Source organism: Neobacillus sp. KR4-4 (assembly GCF_042136325.1).
GTDB lineage: Bacteria > Bacillota > Bacilli > Bacillales > Cytobacillaceae > Neobacillus.
The window spans coordinates 258021-276843 of the sequence record NZ_JBHHJU010000005.1; the positions used below are offsets into that span (position 1 = coordinate 258021).

Here is an 18823-nt window from a genome sequence, read left to right on the forward strand (position 1 = left end):
CTATGCCCTAGCTTTTGCCTTTTAATATTATCAATTAATGAATGTTACCAAGACGTATAACGTCGCGGGCAATCATTACTTCTTCGTTTGTTGGGATGATTAAGACTTTTACTGGTGAGTGTGGGTAGTTAATAAATGCTTCTTCGCCTCTAACTTTGTTAAGAGCTGGATCCCAATAAACACCCATAAATTCTAGACCTCTTAAAACATTTTCCCTAATTGTGTCACTATTTTCCCCAATTCCTGCTGTGAAAATAATTGCATCGACACCGTTCATTCGTGAAGCATAAGAACCGATGTATTTATGAATTCGATTAGCAAAAACATCCAAGGCAAGTTTCGCACGCTCATTGCCTTTTTTCGCTTCGATTTCAATATCACGTAAATCACTTGAGAAACCGGACATGGCTAGCATACCACTCTTTTTATTAAGGACATCAAGTACTTCTTCAGCTGTTTGATTGGTTTTTTCCATAATATATGGGATCAATGCTGGGTCAATATTACCTGAACGAGTACCCATGGTCACCCCGGCAAGTGGTGTAAAGCCCATAGATGTGTCAATGGACATACCGCCTTCAATTGCTGCAATACTTGCACCGTTTCCTAAGTGACAAGAAATTAGACGCAATTGTTCAACAGGTCGCCCAAGAAGTTCTGCTGCACGTTGAGAAACATATTTATGAGAAGTTCCATGGAAACCATACTTACGAATACCATACTTTTCGTAGTACTCCATTGGTAAGCTGTATAGGTAAGAGCTGTCCGGCATCGTTTGGTGGAATGCCGTATCAAATACAGCTACTGCTGGAACATTAGGAAGTACGCTCATGAATGCCTTAATTCCTGTTAGATTGGCTGGGTTATGCAATGGCGCAAGTTCAGATAATTCATCAATTTTCTTTATTACTTCGTCAGTAATGAGCGCAGAATCATTAAATGTTTCTCCACCATGGACCACACGGTGTCCCATTCCAACAATTTCATTTAAGGATTTGATAATACCTAGAGTTGTTAATTTATCTAGTAGCATTTTTACAGCTACTTCATGATCAGGAATATCAATTATTTCTTGGATTTTTTCACCATTAACCGTTATATTAAAAATTGAATCATTTAAACCGATTCTTTCAATTAATCCTTTTGTAATGACATCTTCACTTGGCATTTCAAACAATTGAAACTTCAAGGAAGAACTCCCCGCATTAATTGCAATAATTTTTGACATATTGTTACCGCTCCTTTTATATAACAACACTGGTTTGGCATTTTTTTTTGAGTAGTACAACATTATTTTGCTCAAACCACTCTTGATTATTTCCATCCTTAATTGAATCATTGTGTATAGTTTATTTCAAGGCAAATTTCTCGTGGCAGCGGTTACATTACAAATGAAAATGTATTCTGATATTTCTTATTTTACAATATTAAAAAAAGGATGAACCTAGAGAATAATCTCGGTTCATCCTTTGTTTTCTTGAAACCATTTATCCATTTTGAATAGTATTTTGTCCATCTCTACAGCACTTGAAAGATTTGGTAATTCAACCAGTAATGCTTGCTTAGGAGGAATTACACCTTCTCCTTTTTTTTGCAAGATAATGATACTTTTCGCTGTATTTTTATTTTTAAACATGCTTATTGGTAATTGGAGTAATCCTTGAACAATCACATGCTTTTTAAAAAATTCATGTAATTGTGGTGCTTGGTCACTTTCAAATAATCCATTTGGAATAAGAAAGAATAAATACCCGCCTGGCACTGTATGACGGACACTTTGTTCCATGAATAGATGATGAGAGTAAGTATGCCCTTCACTTACACTGACTTGATAATCTGCAGCTCTGACATCATTTGGATAAAAGCCTACGGGCAAATCTGCGATTACTGCATCAACAGGATCAATAAACATCGGTTCAAGACTGTCTTGATTGAAGAGTTGAATAGGATGAGCTTGTAAATTTGCATTAACATAGGCAAGCTTTATAAGAAGGTCATCAATCTCAACGCCGACAGAATCAATTTTTCTTTGAAGATGATTTAAAACAGTTGTTAGCAAATTTCCCGTCCCCACTGCTGGATCAAGCAAGCGGAAGTTTGACTGTTTCATAAATCTTTCAACTAAATAGCCAATAAGTATCCCAACAGAATCAGGTGTCATTTGATGGTTCGGTTGAACACTATCGTTCATCCCTTTTAAAATAGCCAGCTGAAAAGCTTTCCGAATTTCATCGTTTGAAAACTTTTCTAAATGAATCTGTTCATATTGTTTCTTCATTCTTTTTTCTGTTAGTTCGCTGACCTCATCTTGCAGGATTGATCCTTGGAATAAATTCTCTCCTGTCTCAGCGAGTGCCTCTAAATATGTACAATTTAATTCTTCCTGCAGAAGAAGTGCAGTTTCATTAAATAACGTAAACAGTTGTTCTACTGGAGAAACTCTCATTTGATCCCCACCCTCATTAATTTCCTTATTCATTTTAATGAGTATCGACATATTATACAAGTTTTAAGCATAGAAAAAGGCCCTGCAATACACAGAGGCCTTTTAAATCATTATATTATTTAGCTGCTTTAGCTGCTTCAAGTGCTGCTTCGTAGTTCGGGTGGTTGGTTGCTTCACTTACATATTCAACATATGTAACTGTATCGTTAGAATCAACAACAAATACGGCACGAGCCAACAGTCTTAATTCTTGGATAGCAACACCAAATGCTTCACCAAATGAGAGATCACGATGATCAGATAGTGTTTGCACATTTTCAATTCCACTAGCAGCACACCAGCGTTTTTGTGCAAATGGTAAGTCAACACTTACCGTTAATATTTTCACGTTACCTAAACTGTTTGCTTCTTCATTAAAACGACGTGTTTCCGCATCACAAACACCCGTATCCAATGAAGGGACAGAGGTAATTAAACGTACTTGACCTTTGGTACTTTCTAAGGTAACTTCTGACAAATCATTTGCCAATACAGTAAAGTTAGGTGCTTTGTCCCCTACCTTTACTTCATTGCCTAAAAGTGTAATTGGATTCCCTTTAAATGTTACATTTGCCATTTTACATCCTCCTTTGTCATGTTCAAGTTCTAGCGGATAATAGAAAACCGCTTCCCTTCAAATATGTACAGTGTAAATATATCTTTTCAAAATCTGATTTGCAATTAATAAGCTTTTGAATTTTCACATATTGCATGAAAAAAGTTAACCTTCCTCATCTTCCGGAAGATTAACCTTTTCTGCTATAATTCAAGTTCTTCTTTTGGTTTGTGCTCGTTTTTCAAACCTTGCAAACTATTTTGCTGTTGGCCTTGGTCCTTTTTTGAGAACATTTGCTGAATTTTATCTATCGCCTGAGGTGCCAGCTCTAATATTTTTTCATACAAATGAGTGCTTTCATCCAAATGCAGCATTTTTACGCCATGAGAGTTGACAATTAAAAAGGCAATTGGGGTAATCGAGACCCCGCCCCCGCTCCCGCCGCCAAATGGATGGGATGAACTTTGACTTTGACTTTGACCTTGCCCTTGACTTTGAGACCCCTCAAGCTTAAATTCACTACCACCTGCGGCAAATCCAAAACCTACTTTTGACACAGTCAGAATAACACTACCATCAGGGGTTTCAACAGGATCACCAATGATCGTATTCACATCAATCATTTCTTTAAGGCTTTCCATTGCAGTTGTCATCAAACCTTGAATTGGATGGTCAGACATGGCTGTTTCCTCCTTTTTCAAATGGATTTTGTTTTATCATTTGCAAAATTTGTTTTCTTTTTAAAGTGCGGAAGTCCGCCCCTCCAGAATATAAACAGTTTTAATCCTGCTAGAATAGCATGCCCGATACGAAACTGAATAATACATGTAAGTCTTGTTTGAATTACGGCTGCCTGAAAATGTGGAGTCACTGTTATTTTTGGCATTTCCTTCAGTTTTAAATAATGACTAATAAGACCTATGATACTCCCTTTAAATGCCCAAATGGCACCCGTTATCGTCCCTGTGTGTGCTGCATCTCCTAAACCTATCAAAGTATTCCACTCAAATCCTTTCATTGTAACTTTTTGAAAAAAATTCCTTACAATCCGATGCAGCCCAAATACATGATGCAGTAATTTTTTTGCATTTGATAAATTATTTTCAACTTCATCAGCTGTGATTTGCTTGGAGTCTTCGCTAGTTGATTCAGTTGAGGAATCCCCCATTTTAGATTTACTTTTTACAACAATGCTAGGAGAATTATCATCCACTTTTATTAAAGGTACATTAATTGTATATTTTATTAATCCAAACCAAATCTTAAATTTTATCTTTAAATCATCATTGTCATTATGATGATAATAATTAATTAGTATTGTTAATTTAGTAAAAAGAATGAGAATGAAAAAGAGCAATAGAATTGATAAAACTACGAGCACCCAGAACACTTTCAATCACAACCTTTCAGCGGGTAGTATTTGCTTTTTCAAAAAAAAATAAACCTACCAACAAATGTTGATAGGTTTAAGATCACCGTTCCACATGTACGACCGTTGTGTCAGTGAATAGATCATGCAATCCTTGCTTTTTGGGTAAAAAAGCAATAATTATATATCCAACAATAATTGTTGATGAAATAAAACGGCCAATCCATTCACGAAAGAGAATCGTCCCCCATGTCATTTGGTCACTTCTTAAATCAACTACTTTCAATCCAAACACCATTTTTCCTAGCGTTTGATTTAGATACTTGGTCATTAGTACGAAATACAGGTAGAAGATTAACGCCGATATGATTGAGATTGGAGCAAACATGGACGATTCCGATAAAGAATAATTCACGATTCGAAAAACTGGTTTAATCAATATCCTAACGATACTTCCCACTACCACCAAATCAAGAAGATAAGCCCATAGGCGCATCCAGAAGCCCGCATATCGAAAGGAAAGTTCATCTTTTCTGTCGTTCGGGTATTCTTGATACTCATTCGTTTCCATGGATACTCCCCCTATTCCGCATACAGGTACATAAGCCGCGGAGAATTCGGTCTCGATAGAACCTTCAACAAGCCTGCCATTTCCATATCTTTACCCATTAATTTTTTTGCCTGCATTGTAAATAAGGATCCCAGCCCAAGTGAGTCTGAATAACGGACAACTTGTGCACCTTTAAGTTTCTCTTGTTTTTTCATATGTTTCACCACATCATCTAAGTAACCAAAACCATCAATTAACTGCAATTCCTTGGCTTGACGGCCATCATAGACACGACCATCCGCTATTTTTTTCACCTGCGTGATTGGGAGGTTTCGTCCCTCTGAAATAACTTTAACAAATCCTTGATATGAATTATTTATCATCGACTGTAAAATCTGTCGTTCTTCCTCGGTCATTTTTCTTGTTGGACTCATAATGTCCTTATACTTACCACTTTTAATCGTAACGAAATCAACACCATATTTATCGGCAAGCCCTTTATAATTGACCCCTTCCATAATCACACCGAGACTGCCAGTCATTGTCTCGGGACTGGCATAAATCTTTTTAGCTGCTGTTGAAATATAATAACCTCCCGATGCAGCCATGGATCCCATTGAAATATAGACTGGCTTTTTGGTTTCTTTTTGGATTTCAGTTAATTTATCATGAATTTCTGCACTTTCAACCACTCCGCCACCGGGGGAATTGACTTTAATAATTATTCCCTTCACCGTATCATCTTTTTTAATATGGTTTAACTTTTTCATAAAGTCCTGATGATTGAAACTAGAGCTTTGCAGGATTGAACCTGTTTCCCCTGTATCCTGGATGACCCCATTTACATCAAGAATCACTATTTTCTTTAATTCATTCCCTTCATTGACAACCTCTTCTGTAAAAGGCTGTTCCGCAGAAGCCATAAAATCGGTGAAATTTGATTCCCATCCTTTAAAGGCAAAAGAGGATAAAAAATTAATGACAACCGAGATGAAGAATAACGCTGCTGCAATCCCTAGTGCGGCCCACCGCTTTCCATTCATAAATACGTAAGTCCCCCTTTTTGTTTATCTCAAAAAATCAAGTCCTATTTCATATTGTCTCAATAAAATGCTAAACTAATTTCAGACTAGCATTATTTCTTAGAGAAAATTTTTGTGATGGGGATAATGTTACAAAAATCTCATTAACTAGGGAGGTACATAATATGGAGAATAGACGCAATATTTACTTTTATCACAAACGCGATTCGGACATGCTGTCAAAAGTGGCTCCGCTTGTAGAAATAGCAAATCGATATGGATTTACAATTGTCACTGATTACCGAAACGCAAATATCATTGCTAGTGTCGGGGATGATGGAACATTTCTCCAAGCAGTTAGGAAAACTGGCTTCCGGGAGGATTGCCTTTATACGGGGATTTCAACCGAAGATAACCTGAGTATGTATTGTGATTTCCGAATTAATGATAGATCTAAAATGATTGATGCGATTGTCACCAATGAAAATGTAAAGGTGCGCCGTTATCCGTTAATTGAAGTAGAAGTTGATGGACAAGGGACGTTTCCTTGCTTAAACGAATTCAGTATTCGCTCTTCAATCATTAAGACACTAGTAGTAGATGTCTATATTGACCAGCTTCACTTAGAAACCTTCCGCGGCGATGGACTTATTGTCGCAACACCAACGGGTAGTACTGGCTATAATAAAGCGGTGAATGGTTCGATCGTTGATCCCCTTCTACCTTGCATGCAGGTGAGTGAAGTAGCCTCTGTTAATACCAACAATTATCGAACGCTAGGTTCCTCCTTTATTGTTGGCAGTGAAAGAACCCTTACGCTTAAAGTAATCTCTGAAGGTAATGACCATCCAACAATGGGAATGGATAATGAAGCATTAAGCATCCGTCACGTAGAGAAAATCAGTATAAAAATAAGTGATAAAAAGTTAAAAACTCTTAAACTAAAAGACAATTCCTTTTGGCAAAAAGTGAAGCGGTCTTTCCTTTAAAAACAGGCATTTCTCACAAAAAACCTTATCCAAGAAAGCGGATAAGGTTTTTCATTATATGCTAGTGCCCTTTTCTTTTCGTAAATGGAACCATTGTGCAGAAAATAGCTTTGTTTTTGATAAAGAATAAATCGTTAATGCGGACCATATGAACATAAAGGATAATAGCTGTATTTTTGAAAAATGTTCATGGTAAACAAATACGCCTAAAAGTAAGGTTAATGTTGGTGCAATATATTGGAGAAAACCTAATAATGATAAAGGGATCTTTTGTGCGCCTTTTGCAAAAAACAGGAGCGGTACTGCGGTTGCTATCCCTGCACCTATTAATAAAAGGTCGGTTTGTATCCCTTCCTTTAAAAAATCATTAGACCCATTAAGAAATAAGAAGCCTATATAAATCACAGCAATCGGTGTAATCACTAGAGTTTCTAACGTTAACCCTACTTCAGAATCCACATTGATTAACTTTTTGGCTAATCCATATAATCCAAAGGAAAGAGCTAATACAATCGCGATCCACGGAAACTGCCCATGGGAAATAGAAATGATTAATACACCAATGGCTGCTAGGATAAATGAGACGTATTGATAAACCGTCAATTTTTCTTTTAGCACAATCATCCCTAATAAAATACTAATTAATGGATTGATGTAATATCCAAGGCTTGCTTCAATCATATGACCGCTGTTAACCGCCCAAATATAAATGAACCAGTTCACACTGATTAACAGGGAGGCAATCGTCAATGCAGCCATTTGTTTTTTATTTTTCGCAAACCCTTTAATGGTTTGAAGAAAAAGTCCCCATTTGTTGGTTAGGAGAAGAATGACGACCATAAAAATAAACGACCAAACAACACGACTGGCTAAAATTTCTTTAGCATTAACATGGTCTAAAAGCTTCCAATAGATTGGTAATAATCCCCAAAGTAAATAAGAAAATCCGGCATGTATTACTCCTTTTTGTGTTTCTGTCTTATTCATATGTGTACGAGCCCCTATTCTTTCTAGTTTCGAAATAATTTCTATTATAACGCGAAACTTCGTAAATAGGGGAATTTTTTACTTTAAAGAAAGGCTGTGTTAAACTTGTCTGTTGATTTCCGTTCCAGGCACTTCGCTTTCCGCGGGCGTGCCGGGGAGCCTCCTCGTCGCTTTGCTCCTGCGGGGTCTCCCCTGCCCCGTACTCCCGCAGGAGTCTTCGTGCCTTCCTCTCCAATCAACAGAGTGCTAAAATCAACGTTAACCTTTAACACAGCCTAAAGAAAAAAGCAGACGAAATTCCGCCTGCTCGCTCTCCAACAAACTTTATGCTTGTTTCGCTCCCTCAAGTTCTTTTTTCCGAAGTTCAATCCGGCGAATTTTCCCAGAGGTTGTTTTTGGTAGTTCTGTGATATATTCAATTTTCCTTGGATACTTATATGGCGCTGTAAGCGTTTTTACATGCTCTTGTAATGTTTTTGTTAATTCAGGGTCGGAGGAATCAACATCTTCTTTTAAGACAACAAATGCTTTGACAATAAAGCCGCGAATCTCATCAGGACTTGCCACGACTGCACATTCCTTTACAAATGGATGTTTAACAAGTGCATCTTCCACTTCAAATGGTCCAATCGTATAGCCAGAGCTGATAATAATATCATCTCCACGTCCTTCAAACCAAAAATAGCCTTCTTCGTCCATCTTTGCTTTATCACCGGTTACATAATAATCACCCCGGAACTGCATTGCTGTTCTTTCCGGGTCTTTATAATAGTTTTTAAATAAGGCTGGCGTTTCTACATGGACAGCGATATCACCCACTTCACCGACTGCACACACCATGCCCTCTTCGTTTATAATTTCAACTCTGTTTCCAGGCGTCGGCTTGCCCATGGAACCAGATTTCAATTCCATTCCTTTGGTAACGCCTACAAGCAAAGTATTCTCTGTTTGTCCATAACCGTCACGGACATCAATATTAAAATGTTTTCTAAACGTGTCAATTACTTCTCGATTTAATGGTTCCCCTGCCGAGACAGCACTATGAAGATTTGGTAATTGGTAATCAGCTAAGTTATCAACCTTCGCCATTAGTCGATATTCCGTCGGTGTACAGCAAAGGACATTTACATCATATTTTTGGAGGAGACTCAAATATTTTTTCGGTTCAAATTTTCCGCTGTAAACTAAGCCAGTACCACCGGAGCCAAGAACGGATAAGAAAGGACTCCAAATCCATTTTTGCCATCCTGGGCCAGCAGTTGCCCAAACTGTGTCACCATCTTCAATACAAAGCCACTGTGGTGCAGCTGTTTTTAAATGTGCATAAGCCCAGCCATGTGTATGGACCACCCCTTTAGGATTCCCAGTTGTTCCAGATGTATAGGATAAAAAGGCCATATCTTCTCTTAGAGTGTCTGCTTGTTCAAAGGATTCGGAAGCAGTTGCCATCTCAGTGTCCAAGTCAATCCAGTACGGTTCAGTTCCACCAATCGTAAATCTGAGCAATGGCTGGGTTTTATTGATATTTTCAAATTGATCCGCGTATGGATAATGACTTATTACACCCTTTACATCACCGTGTGTTATCCGATATTGCAAATCCTTTTCCTTTAACATTTCCGAACTTGGAATAACGACCAATCCCGCTTTTAAAGCAGCCAAATAAACGACATATGCTTCAATGAGACGCGGTACGATGACAAGGACTACATCTCCCTTATTTAAGCCATTCCTAGCGAACACATTTGCCGCTTGATTCACTTTCCTCATTAGTTGTTCATATGTAACTTGCTGGGTGTCACCTGCTTCATTCTCCCACTTTAATGCCACTCTGTTTGGATTCTTCGCAAAATGCTCCACTTCTGAGACTAGATTATACTTTTCCGGTGCAATCAAATCTTCCCGCTTCATGCTTCTCCCCCTAACAATATGTTATTTTTATCCCACAATATTAATTATACAAAATTATTAGATAATTTTGTATTATTATTCAGATACAATTATTTTTTACTATCTGGACTATAAAAAGAGAGCGTGGGGAAACCCCCACGCTCTCTGTAGCCATCGTATTAATTTTTTATTAACGAGAGAATCCGCCGCCTAATTGTGATTCAGCCATTGCTACTAGACGTTTTGTGATTTCACCACCAACAGATCCGTTAGCGCGTGAAGTAGTGTCAGCTCCAAGATTTACACCAAATTCAGAAGCAATTTCATATTTCATTTGGCTTAGAGCTTGTTCAACACCAGGAACCAATAATTGATTTGAGTTGTTGTTGTTTGCCATGTGATATCACCTCCTTGTGAGTATAGAATGTGTAGAACTTAAGAACTTCATTCTATCTTACAATTGGTAATTGTTCACAAATTGTTCGAATTTTACCTTCTTAAAATAATTCGCTAAATTCTGATTGCTGTTTTTGATCCGGTTTGACGACAATTGTCTCTGTCCCCTGTACTGCTTCATGGATCAAGGGTTCAAAATCAAAAAAACTTTCAAAATGCTGAACCTTTTCTCTTTTTGGCTTTGTTTTCGGTGAGGAAGGTACAAAGATGGTACAGCAATCTTCAAAAGGCCTGTTTGAGATTTCAAGTGTATCAATTTCTTGCGCAATTTTTATAATATCTGTTTTGTCCATTGTAATCAATGGCCGCAAAATAGGCGTATTGGTTACTTCATTGATTGCAAACATACTTTCTAATGTCTGGCTCGCCACTTGACCTAGGCTTTCACCGGTAATAATCGCCAATCCTTCGTGTTTTTTTCGAATTTCATCTGTAATTCGCAGCATCATTCTTCTTGTGGATGTCATCGAGTAATTTTCTGGTATTTGTTCACGAATCGTTTGCTGAATATTTGTAAACGGGACAATATGCAATTTCAGTGAGCCATATATTTCAGCTAGTTTTTTTGAAAGATCAATGACCTTTTCTTTTGCCCTTTCACTCGTAAATGGAGGACTGAAGAAATGGACTGCTTCGACTTCTACTCCTCTTTTCATTGCCATATAAGCTGCAACGGGGCTGTCAATCCCACCTGAAAGCATGAGCATTGCTTTACCGCTTGACCCAACGGGAAGCCCGCCAGCACCTTGGATGGTTTGACATGATAGATAAATGGCTTCTTTTCTGACTTCAATTCGTAAATTAATATCAGGATTTTTCACATTCACTTTCAACCCTGGGATATTCTGCAATAAATAGCCGCCGATGGTATGATTGATTCCATCAGTATCCAACTCAAACGATTTATCCGACCTTTTAGGTGTTATCTTGAAGGTTTGTCCATCCCTATAAAGAGAGCGAACTAATTCTAGCGAGCTCTGCTTTAATTCCTCCAAACCTCTTTCTACCTTAATCGCTGGGCTAAAAGACTGGATTCCAAAAATATTCTCTAATTTATCAATAACTTCTTCGCAAGCTTCACCATTTAATAAGACATACATCCGGTCACGGCCTGCTTCCACTTTCACGTTCGGAAAAGGAGCAAGCGCGATTCTTACACTTTTTTTTAACTTATCAACAAATTTATTACGATTTCTGCCTTTTGTTGAGATTTCACCATAGCGTATTAGTATTCGTTCGTATTCCATTTATTTCATTACCTTCCTTAATTGGTCTGCAGATTCTTTGAAGCCCTCTAAAGCCGTAATTGCTTCTTCTATACTATTTTCAAAGGAAAGACTTATTCTGATGGCACTTTCCGCTAACGTCTCAGGAACACCCATTACTAGAAGTGTCTTACTAGGCGATTTTTTCTTTGAGGAACACGCACTTGTTGTTGAAACATAGATGCCTTTCTGCTCAAGCGAATGGATAAATACCTCCGACTTAATTCCTTTTAGTGAAAAATTTATGATATGTGGGGCTGCATGTTCATGTGGCGTATGAATTTGAACATCTTCTATTTCAGTTAATCCATTCCTGAGCATGCTTTGAATCTTCTTCATTCTTACTAACCCGGTTTCCGCTTTCGTTAAGGTCATCCTAAGTGCTTTGGCCATCGCAACTGCACCTGCCACATTTTCCGTACCGCTGCGAAGTTTCCGTTCCTGATTCCCCCCAGAAAATAATGGAGCGAGTCTTGTACCTTCACGAATATAAAGGGCACCAGTCCCCTTTAAACCATGAAATTTATGGCCGGATATCGAGCAGAAATCCACCCTGCCTTCCTTTAGTAAAAGAGGAATTTTCCCTATACTTTGAACAGCATCCACATGGAATAAAATCGTCGGATATTTTTTTAATAGGTCACCAATTTCTTCTATCGGCTGAACCGTTCCCACTTCATTATTCACATGCATAATCGAAATTAAAATAGTATCTTTCCTAATCGCGCTTTCAAGGTCAGCGACACTAATCCTTCCATACCGGTCCACAGGCAGGTAGGTAATCTCAAAACCCTCCTGTTCAAGCTGTTCCATCGCAGATCGTACGGATGGATGCTCTACACTTGATGTAATCAAGTGGCGTCCTTTATTTTTATGCAATAATGCAGTCCCTTTAATTGCTAAATTATTTCCTTCAGTGCCTCCAGAGGTAAAATAAATCTCGGAGGGCTTCACCTTTAGAAGCTTGCTCACTTGTTCTCGTGCCTGGGATAACAACTTTTCTGCTTGTGCACCCATATTGTGTAGTGAGGACGGGTTCCCATAATATTCACTCGATACTGTAACAAAAGAATCTAACACTTCTTTAAACGGTTTAGTCGTTGCACTATTATCTAAATAAATCATTTTTTCTCCTCCGAACTTCCGAACCATTACACTTACAAAAATAAATCTTATCATAAAGATAAATAAAAGGAAAAACAAAAAACCGATTCAGCCAAAGAGTGCACTGATCGGTTTTAATTATTTACTCACTGACAAATGAAGCTTTTATTTTTTTCAAAGCATCGGGATCAATAACGTCCAGTGTTGCTGCCGCTCGTTCAAGAGCCTGTTGGTAATCATAATGTCTAAACGCAATTTCTGCTTCCTTTAAGCCTTTAGCTACTGCTGGGTACTGAGTTTTATATCGATTCCCATATTGAATAGCTTTTTCTGCAAGCATCACATTTTCTAATAGCTCAATCGTTGAATTAGTAAGTTTATCCACTGTTAAAACAGCAATTTCTAAATACTGATTTAATGCGGAAATGTTAAGCGGTTTTTCTTCAAGTTGGTATTTCACATTTTGAATACTCTCATTTGTATCCTCAAACAAATACTTATAATCCTCTGGTAAGCCTGGCACATTGCCCTTCGTCACGAGACGAACGGTCTCCCCCACTTTTTTAGTAAGTTCTTTAAGTGTCTCTCTTGCTTCAAATTCATCTTTCCTAAGGGCCTGGAGTTTTAAAGCAAAATCTTGCTGTCCCTCACGGATAATATCCAGCTGTTCTTTAATCTGAGCCAACTCTTCGCTTATGACACTTTGTGCTATTTCGTTTAATTTTACTTTTTCTATTAGGATTTCAAAATGTTTATAGACACTAGAAAGTTCCTTTTCCAGATGACGCTGTGTTTCAAAATCACTATCGGACAACTGGTAACTTTCTTGAACATGAAGGAGTTCATTTGAAAGATGACTATTTTCCTCATAGGCGGAAAGGAGGAGATCACTCGCAATTTGTTCATTTTTTAACACAAAATGCTTAGCATGAACTTCTTTTTCCAATTGATCGAATAGGATATCGATTCTTTCCTTTATTTCTGCTATACCTTCCACTGCCTCATCAATCTTCGTCGCTTCGATGAGTACTAAATTCTCAGACAGCTTTTCCTCTAAGCGTTTTAGCTCTTCATCCACGTTGATATGTTCTAAGTAATATTCTTGGCCAGACATTTCACGGTACCCTTCAAGAATATCGGATAGCTGATTCGGAAGAAGCGATTGACATTCAATTAATAACTGCGGGATTAATTCCATATCTTTTTTAATCGTCCCCAGCTGACTTTGAATAGACAAAACTACTTCACGGGCTTCAAGATAATTACCTTGTTCCGTTTTTTCATCAAATTCCTGAAACTTTTGTGACACGCCATTAAGTTGTTCTTCTAAAGACTTTTCTGAATTGCCAAAACTGTGGCGGTGGGCAAGCAGCATTTTCTTAGATTCCCGATACTGATCTTTTAATCCCTCGATTTCAACACGGTTCTTTTCCTCGCTGCCAACCAATTCATGTAACTCTTCTAAAATACTTTTTATCTGATCCTCTGTTTCTTGTAACTTCCCTGCGATGGCTAGTTGGACACCTTTAGCTTTATTAAAACGATACTTATCTATGTACTCTTCTGCATCGAAAAGCATTTCTTCTAATTTAGGAAGTTGCACCGTAACAACCTCGTCCCACTGATTTCGCCAACGTTCGAAAAGCTCTTCCGTTTGCCCTGTCATATTAAGCAGCTTAACCTTTGACATTTCATCCAGTACTGGACGATTCATTAAATCGATTTTCCAAGCTTCCAATCGATCCATTTCCTTAAAGTACTTTTTCTTAATTAGATACCCTACTACGATTAAGGCCAGTATTAGGATAAAAAATCCAATGAAAAATTTCACAAGTAAGCCCCCTATTTCCAAAAACATTCTTTCCAAATGCAGTTATCGTACATCTATTTTAAATGAATCTAATAATGTTCTGTTCAATGCTATTATGATACCATGTAAACGACATTTTTTGACTATTAATTTCATTTTTTTTGTAAAATAAAAAAAAATAGCGATTGCCGCTATTTTACGACTGCCCCTAATTTCCTTGGCACATCCGAACATAATGTTTTATCAATCCATAAATTTATATCTTTTAAATATTTCTGTTCAAAAAATGGTTCATTAGGAAAAACATATAACACTTCCCTCATGTAATGGGTGTTCATAAATGGCATCATAAGTAATCCTTTTAATTGAATAATTAAATAGGGAATCGAATGAGGACGAAACTCATTCCATTCAAAACCTCTCTCAAAGATTAATTGAAAATAGTATTTTTCTTTAAGTAAATAAGTAGACATGATTTCTCTTACTATTTGTGAGTCCATCGACATTTCTCGGTAAACCAAACTAGCCAATTTACTATTTTCACATTGATAGTGTAATAAATCCGCGACAATTCGTTTTAAACATTCCTTTGCTCCCCTTTCAATGGATGCATAGGCTTCTTCCATCTTACTAATATATTGTTCAAAAAAATGCGTAAAGCAATATTCTAATAGACCTGGTTTGTTTTCAAAATGGTAGGCAATGGTTGCCGTATTTACGTTAGCAAGACGGGCGATATCCCTTATGGACGTTCCTGTGAAACCATTGGACGTAAACAATGTGATAGCAGCCTTTACTATTGCTTCTTTAGCATTTTTCTTCATAATAGTGGCCCCTTTCTGGAATACCCGATAATCCCCTTACTTAAAAATTCTTTGTTACACGACAGATTCCTTTATAAAAATATCGACAAAGTCTGCTTATATTCCTGTAAATTTGATAAAATACTTATATTAAATTGTTGAAACAAAGGGGAAATTTCATGTTTAACGTCGAAATGTATTCAGGGAGCCGCGAAGAAAATTATAATCTTGTCATAAAACAGTTGCATGCTCTCATTCATGATGAGGACAATCAAATCGCCAATCTTAGCAATGCAAGTGCCGTGTTGAATCAATTTCTTGATCGAGTTAATTGGGTTGGATTTTATTTAATGGATAAAAACCGACAGCTTGTCCTGGGGCCATTCCAGGGTCTTCCTGCGTGTGTCCGAATTCCGGTTGGTAAAGGGGTTTGTGGAACGGCTGCCTTAAAACAGGAAACGGTTCTAGTTGCTGACGTTCATCTGTTTCCAGGCCACATTGCCTGTGATGCTGCGTCCCAATCAGAAATTGTCGTTCCGTTGATAAAGGATGGAGAGCTACTTGGTGTTCTTGATATTGATTCCCCAGAAAAGAATCGCTTTGATGAGTTAGATCAACAAAAACTAGAAGAGTTTGTCGCTATTCTGGTTGAACATATATAGAAAGAGCACAGAGGAAGTTTCCTAAAGGGGTGCGTTTTCGGGTGCTTTATTATTAAAAGACAAAAGAATTGACGTATGAATGGCCATACGTCTTTTTCTTTATTCATCAAGGTTTCTTTCAGGTTAAGCACTCGAGCTAATAAATAACCGGAAAAATTCCGCTTATTTAGAAATTATCATTAAAAATAACCAAAATAGGCGGAGAAATTCCGCCTATTGACTCGAAAAACGTGAAAATGAGAGATTTTGCCTTGCATAAGCGGAAAAACTTCCCTTATTTACCCCGAAACGAGCTTCGTTATGCATTTAACCGGAAATTCTCCGCCTATTTACTTTTATGCTCTTTCTATTATATCTTATCCAGCGCTTGTTCGAGGTCTTCTTGAAGATCCTCCCATGCTTCTAGGCCAACAGATAGCCGCAGCAAGGTATCATCAAAGCCCATTTTTTTTCGTTCTTCCTCTGGTACAACTGCATGGGTCATCGTCGCAGGATGTTGGATTAATGACTCAGCATCACCGAGACTAACAGCAATTTTTATTAATTGGAGTTGATTCATCAACTGTTGTGCTGTTTCCTTTGTTCCCTTGATTGTAAAAGAAATAAGCCCGCCTGGTTGTTTCATTTGATTTTTTGCAATTGAAAAATCTTGATGCTCTGGATCGCCAGGAAAATAAACTGTTTCGATTTTCGGATGGTCTTTCAAAAATCGAAACAATTTCCTGGCATTTTCACAGTGGCGGTCCATGCGCAGTGGCAGTGTTTTCATCCCTCTTAATAAAAGCCAAGCATCAAAAGGGGAGATAATCCCACCAATGTCTTTTTGAGTCGTCTTTGATACTTGTCTAATAAACTCCTTCTTTCCAACGACAAGCCCCGCAATGACATCTCCATGTCCGCAGATATATTTGGTTGCACTATGAATGACAACATCGCACCCAAGTGTAAGAGGAGTTTGAATATAGGGGGAACAAAATGTGTTATCCACCACAACAGGAATCCCTTTTTCATTGGCCACCCTCGCCACTAATTCTAAATCTACCAACTTCATGGTAGGATTTATCGGCGTTTCAATATAGATACATGCGGTGTTTGGACGGAGTTCTTGTTCTAATAAATCCGCCGAGTTCATTAAAGAAAAGTGGTGGTCGATACCATATTTCTCTTTTAATAGCTCTAACAAACCAAAGGTACAACCATATACTCCTTGTGAACAAAGAATATGATCCCCCGTCTTTGTTAAGGCCACTAACACGGCACTGACGGCTGCCATTCCAGACGAAAACGCTAAGCCCGCTTCACCTTGTTCAAGAACGGCTATCCTGTCTTCCAATATTTTCACGGTTGGATTTCCCAAGCGTGAATAAATAAATCCCTCTTCCTGACCAGCAAACCTTCTTTCCCCTTGTTCGGCGTTTGCAAAAATGAAGGTGGATGTTTGATATAAAGGGGGAACTAAACTGTCTTGATGTTCATCCGCCTTGTAGCCTGAATGAATAACTTCCGTTTCAAACCGTGATTTCTTTTTCTCCATTTTTGATTCCTCCTGTTTGAAAACGTTTGCATTTTGTTAATTTATAATATGTCAGTTTGATAAATATCGTTAGGGCACTCTTCATATGAGTGCCCTCTCCTAACAAACTCTAATACTTTGCTTTTGAATGACAACCTTGTTCTTTCCTGTCCCCTTTGCAATATACAGTGCTTCATCTGCCCTTTTAAATAGGTAACTGTAGGCATCAACCTGTTCCTTATTCCAATAAGAAACACCACAAGACACCGTAATATGCGGCTCAGAGGATTCAGCAATTTTTTTTACTAATCTTTCAGCTACAGCCGCTCCTTTGTCTAATGGAACTTCCGGAAGATAAAGAGCCAACTCTTCCCCACCCCAGCGGGCACCGATATCTTCTCCACGAATATTGTTTTTTATCAATTTTGCAACCTGTACTAGAACTTGATCTCCCACCTGATGGCCATATGTATCATTTATTTCTTTAAAATTGTCAATATCGAGCAGGATAAAAGTACCTTCTCCGGACTCTTTCATTGACCCCTGAATCCTCTCATCTAAAAATTTACGTGAATAGAGCTTTGTTAGATGATCGGTAATAATCATATGCTCCAACTCTTCTCTGAGCATGGAATTGGTTAGTGCAAGCGATGAATGATGAATAAGAGACTGAAGGAGTTTAAATGTATCAAAAGAAAAGAAATAGGGCTTTTGATGCATTACAATGGAAAAACCTTTTAATTTTTCGCTATGAATCATTGGCACTGCAAGAATCGAATGAAATCTTGGTGTATTTTTTATGGTTTGGAGGTTGAAATCTCCAATAAATAAAGGATTTTTTTCTCTTTCAATTTTTCCCTTTAAATAATCAATATAAAATTTGGCTTGTGGTGTGTAAAAGTAAGGAGTTGAACCTGGGAGTATTTTTACCTTAGCATGTTTGTTTGTGAATAAGAAAAATCCAACTTCTTGTGCATCAATGGATGAAATGATTTTTTCTGACATATATGTCATTGTATCAACTAATCGCAAGTTAGAATTTAAGCAATGCGAAGTTTCGTTGATGAATTGCAAATTAGCGATTTCCTGCCTTGATTGTTGATAAAGATAGGCATTTTCCAAGGAACAACCTGCCGCACTCGCAAGTAAACAAATAAATTCCACCTCAAACTCATCGAATTCATCCGCGGTTGCTGACACTACCTGTAAGACACCATAGGTTACTTGTTTTCCTTGGTAGTGTCAAAACTTCTATGAAAAAGTGACCTGAAGTTTTTTTCTTCTCTCTTTTTTGTAGTGGAGGTACCCGCAATCGCTCTTGACAAACACACCAATGGTTTGAGGTTCCTTTAACAAGGGCGA

At 37.8% G+C, this 18823-nt stretch carries 19 protein-coding genes; 2 read left to right on the forward strand and 17 right to left on the reverse strand.

Annotated elements, in window-relative coordinates:
• Positions 1-34: 34 nt before the first annotated feature.
• The 7 genes from ACE198_RS07965 to sppA all read right to left on the reverse strand — a co-directional run bounded on the left by ACE198_RS07965 (position 35) and on the right by sppA (position 6003).
• Complete coding sequence (locus ACE198_RS07965; RefSeq protein WP_098574458.1) at positions 35-1228, reverse strand: acetate kinase; 1194 nt, start codon at positions 1226-1228, stop codon at positions 35-37.
• A gap of 234 nt (positions 1229-1462) precedes the next feature.
• On the reverse strand, positions 1463-2446 hold the full coding sequence (locus ACE198_RS07970) for a class I SAM-dependent methyltransferase (protein ID WP_375375164.1): 984 nt from the start codon (positions 2444-2446) through the stop codon (positions 1463-1465).
• Between the two features lie 115 nt (positions 2447-2561).
• A complete protein-coding gene (gene tpx / locus ACE198_RS07975; RefSeq protein WP_098574463.1) occupies positions 2562-3062 on the reverse strand; it encodes a thiol peroxidase in 501 nt (166 codons plus the stop codon).
• 182 nt (positions 3063-3244) lie between these two features.
• Positions 3245-3721 carry a GerW family sporulation protein gene (gene ytfJ / locus ACE198_RS07980; RefSeq protein ID WP_251460223.1) on the reverse strand — a complete coding sequence of 159 codons (477 nt, stop codon included), beginning with the start codon at positions 3719-3721 and terminating at the stop codon, positions 3245-3247.
• 17 nt (positions 3722-3738) lie between these two features.
• Positions 3739-4422 carry a DUF2953 domain-containing protein gene (locus ACE198_RS07985; protein WP_375375165.1) on the reverse strand — a complete coding sequence of 228 codons (684 nt, stop codon included), beginning with the start codon at positions 4420-4422 and terminating at the stop codon, positions 3739-3741.
• 91 nt (positions 4423-4513) lie between these two features.
• Positions 4514-4981, reverse strand: a complete 468-nt coding sequence (locus tag ACE198_RS07990) for an RDD family protein (RefSeq protein WP_098574472.1) — start codon at positions 4979-4981, stop codon at positions 4514-4516.
• 11 nt (positions 4982-4992) lie between these two features.
• Positions 4993-6003 (reverse strand): signal peptide peptidase SppA, encoded by a 1011-nt coding sequence (sppA, locus tag ACE198_RS07995; RefSeq protein ID WP_375375166.1) that lies wholly within the window; start codon positions 6001-6003, stop codon positions 4993-4995.
• A gap of 164 nt (positions 6004-6167) precedes the next feature.
• Here sppA and ACE198_RS08000 point away from each other — a divergent pair, with 164 nt between their 5' ends.
• A complete protein-coding gene (locus ACE198_RS08000) occupies positions 6168-6971 on the forward strand; it encodes an NAD kinase (RefSeq protein ID WP_098574477.1) in 804 nt (267 codons plus the stop codon).
• A 54-nt stretch (positions 6972-7025) separates the two neighbouring features.
• On the opposite strand, the gene rarD is transcribed toward ACE198_RS08000, so the two are convergent.
• From rarD to refZ, 8 genes are all read right to left on the reverse strand, one after another.
• Positions 7026-7958, reverse strand: a complete 933-nt coding sequence (gene rarD, locus ACE198_RS08005) for an EamA family transporter RarD (protein ID WP_098574480.1) — start codon at positions 7956-7958, stop codon at positions 7026-7028.
• A gap of 83 nt (positions 7959-8041) precedes the next feature.
• Positions 8042-8230, reverse strand: a complete 189-nt coding sequence (locus ACE198_RS08010) for a hypothetical protein (protein WP_375375167.1) — start codon at positions 8228-8230, stop codon at positions 8042-8044.
• Positions 8231-8282: 52 nt separating this feature from the next.
• A complete protein-coding gene (gene mbcS / locus ACE198_RS08015) occupies positions 8283-9869 on the reverse strand; it encodes an acyl-CoA synthetase MbcS (RefSeq protein WP_375375168.1) in 1587 nt (528 codons plus the stop codon).
• Positions 9870-10038: 169 nt separating this feature from the next.
• Positions 10039-10245, reverse strand: coding sequence for an alpha/beta-type small acid-soluble spore protein (locus ACE198_RS08020; protein ID WP_088089259.1), 207 nt, complete (start codon positions 10243-10245; stop codon positions 10039-10041).
• 100 nt (positions 10246-10345) lie between these two features.
• The gene (gene thiI, locus ACE198_RS08025; protein ID WP_375375169.1) at positions 10346-11551 is read right to left on the reverse strand and encodes a tRNA uracil 4-sulfurtransferase ThiI; all 1206 of its coding nucleotides are present in this window, start codon (positions 11549-11551) and stop codon (positions 10346-10348) included.
• The gene (locus ACE198_RS08030; RefSeq protein ID WP_375375170.1) at positions 11552-12694 is read right to left on the reverse strand and encodes a cysteine desulfurase family protein; all 1143 of its coding nucleotides are present in this window, start codon (positions 12692-12694) and stop codon (positions 11552-11554) included. It lies immediately after the preceding gene.
• Between the two features lie 121 nt (positions 12695-12815).
• On the reverse strand, positions 12816-14504 hold the full coding sequence (gene ezrA, locus ACE198_RS08035) for a septation ring formation regulator EzrA (RefSeq protein WP_375375171.1): 1689 nt from the start codon (positions 14502-14504) through the stop codon (positions 12816-12818).
• A gap of 170 nt (positions 14505-14674) precedes the next feature.
• The gene (gene refZ / locus ACE198_RS08040) at positions 14675-15307 is read right to left on the reverse strand and encodes a forespore capture DNA-binding protein RefZ (RefSeq protein ID WP_375375172.1); all 633 of its coding nucleotides are present in this window, start codon (positions 15305-15307) and stop codon (positions 14675-14677) included.
• 158 nt (positions 15308-15465) lie between these two features.
• Here refZ and ACE198_RS08045 point away from each other — a divergent pair, with 158 nt between their 5' ends.
• Positions 15466-15948 (forward strand): GAF domain-containing protein, encoded by a 483-nt coding sequence (locus ACE198_RS08045; protein ID WP_375375173.1) that lies wholly within the window; start codon positions 15466-15468, stop codon positions 15946-15948.
• Between the two features lie 349 nt (positions 15949-16297).
• On the opposite strand, the gene megL is transcribed toward ACE198_RS08045, so the two are convergent.
• Together megL and ACE198_RS08055 are read right to left on the reverse strand one after the other, a co-directional pair.
• On the reverse strand, positions 16298-17482 hold the full coding sequence (megL, locus tag ACE198_RS08050; protein WP_375375174.1) for a methionine gamma-lyase: 1185 nt from the start codon (positions 17480-17482) through the stop codon (positions 16298-16300).
• 99 nt (positions 17483-17581) lie between these two features.
• Positions 17582-18661 carry a sensor domain-containing diguanylate cyclase gene (locus ACE198_RS08055; RefSeq protein ID WP_375375175.1) on the reverse strand — a complete coding sequence of 360 codons (1080 nt, stop codon included), beginning with the start codon at positions 18659-18661 and terminating at the stop codon, positions 17582-17584.
• Positions 18662-18823 lie beyond the last annotated feature (162 nt).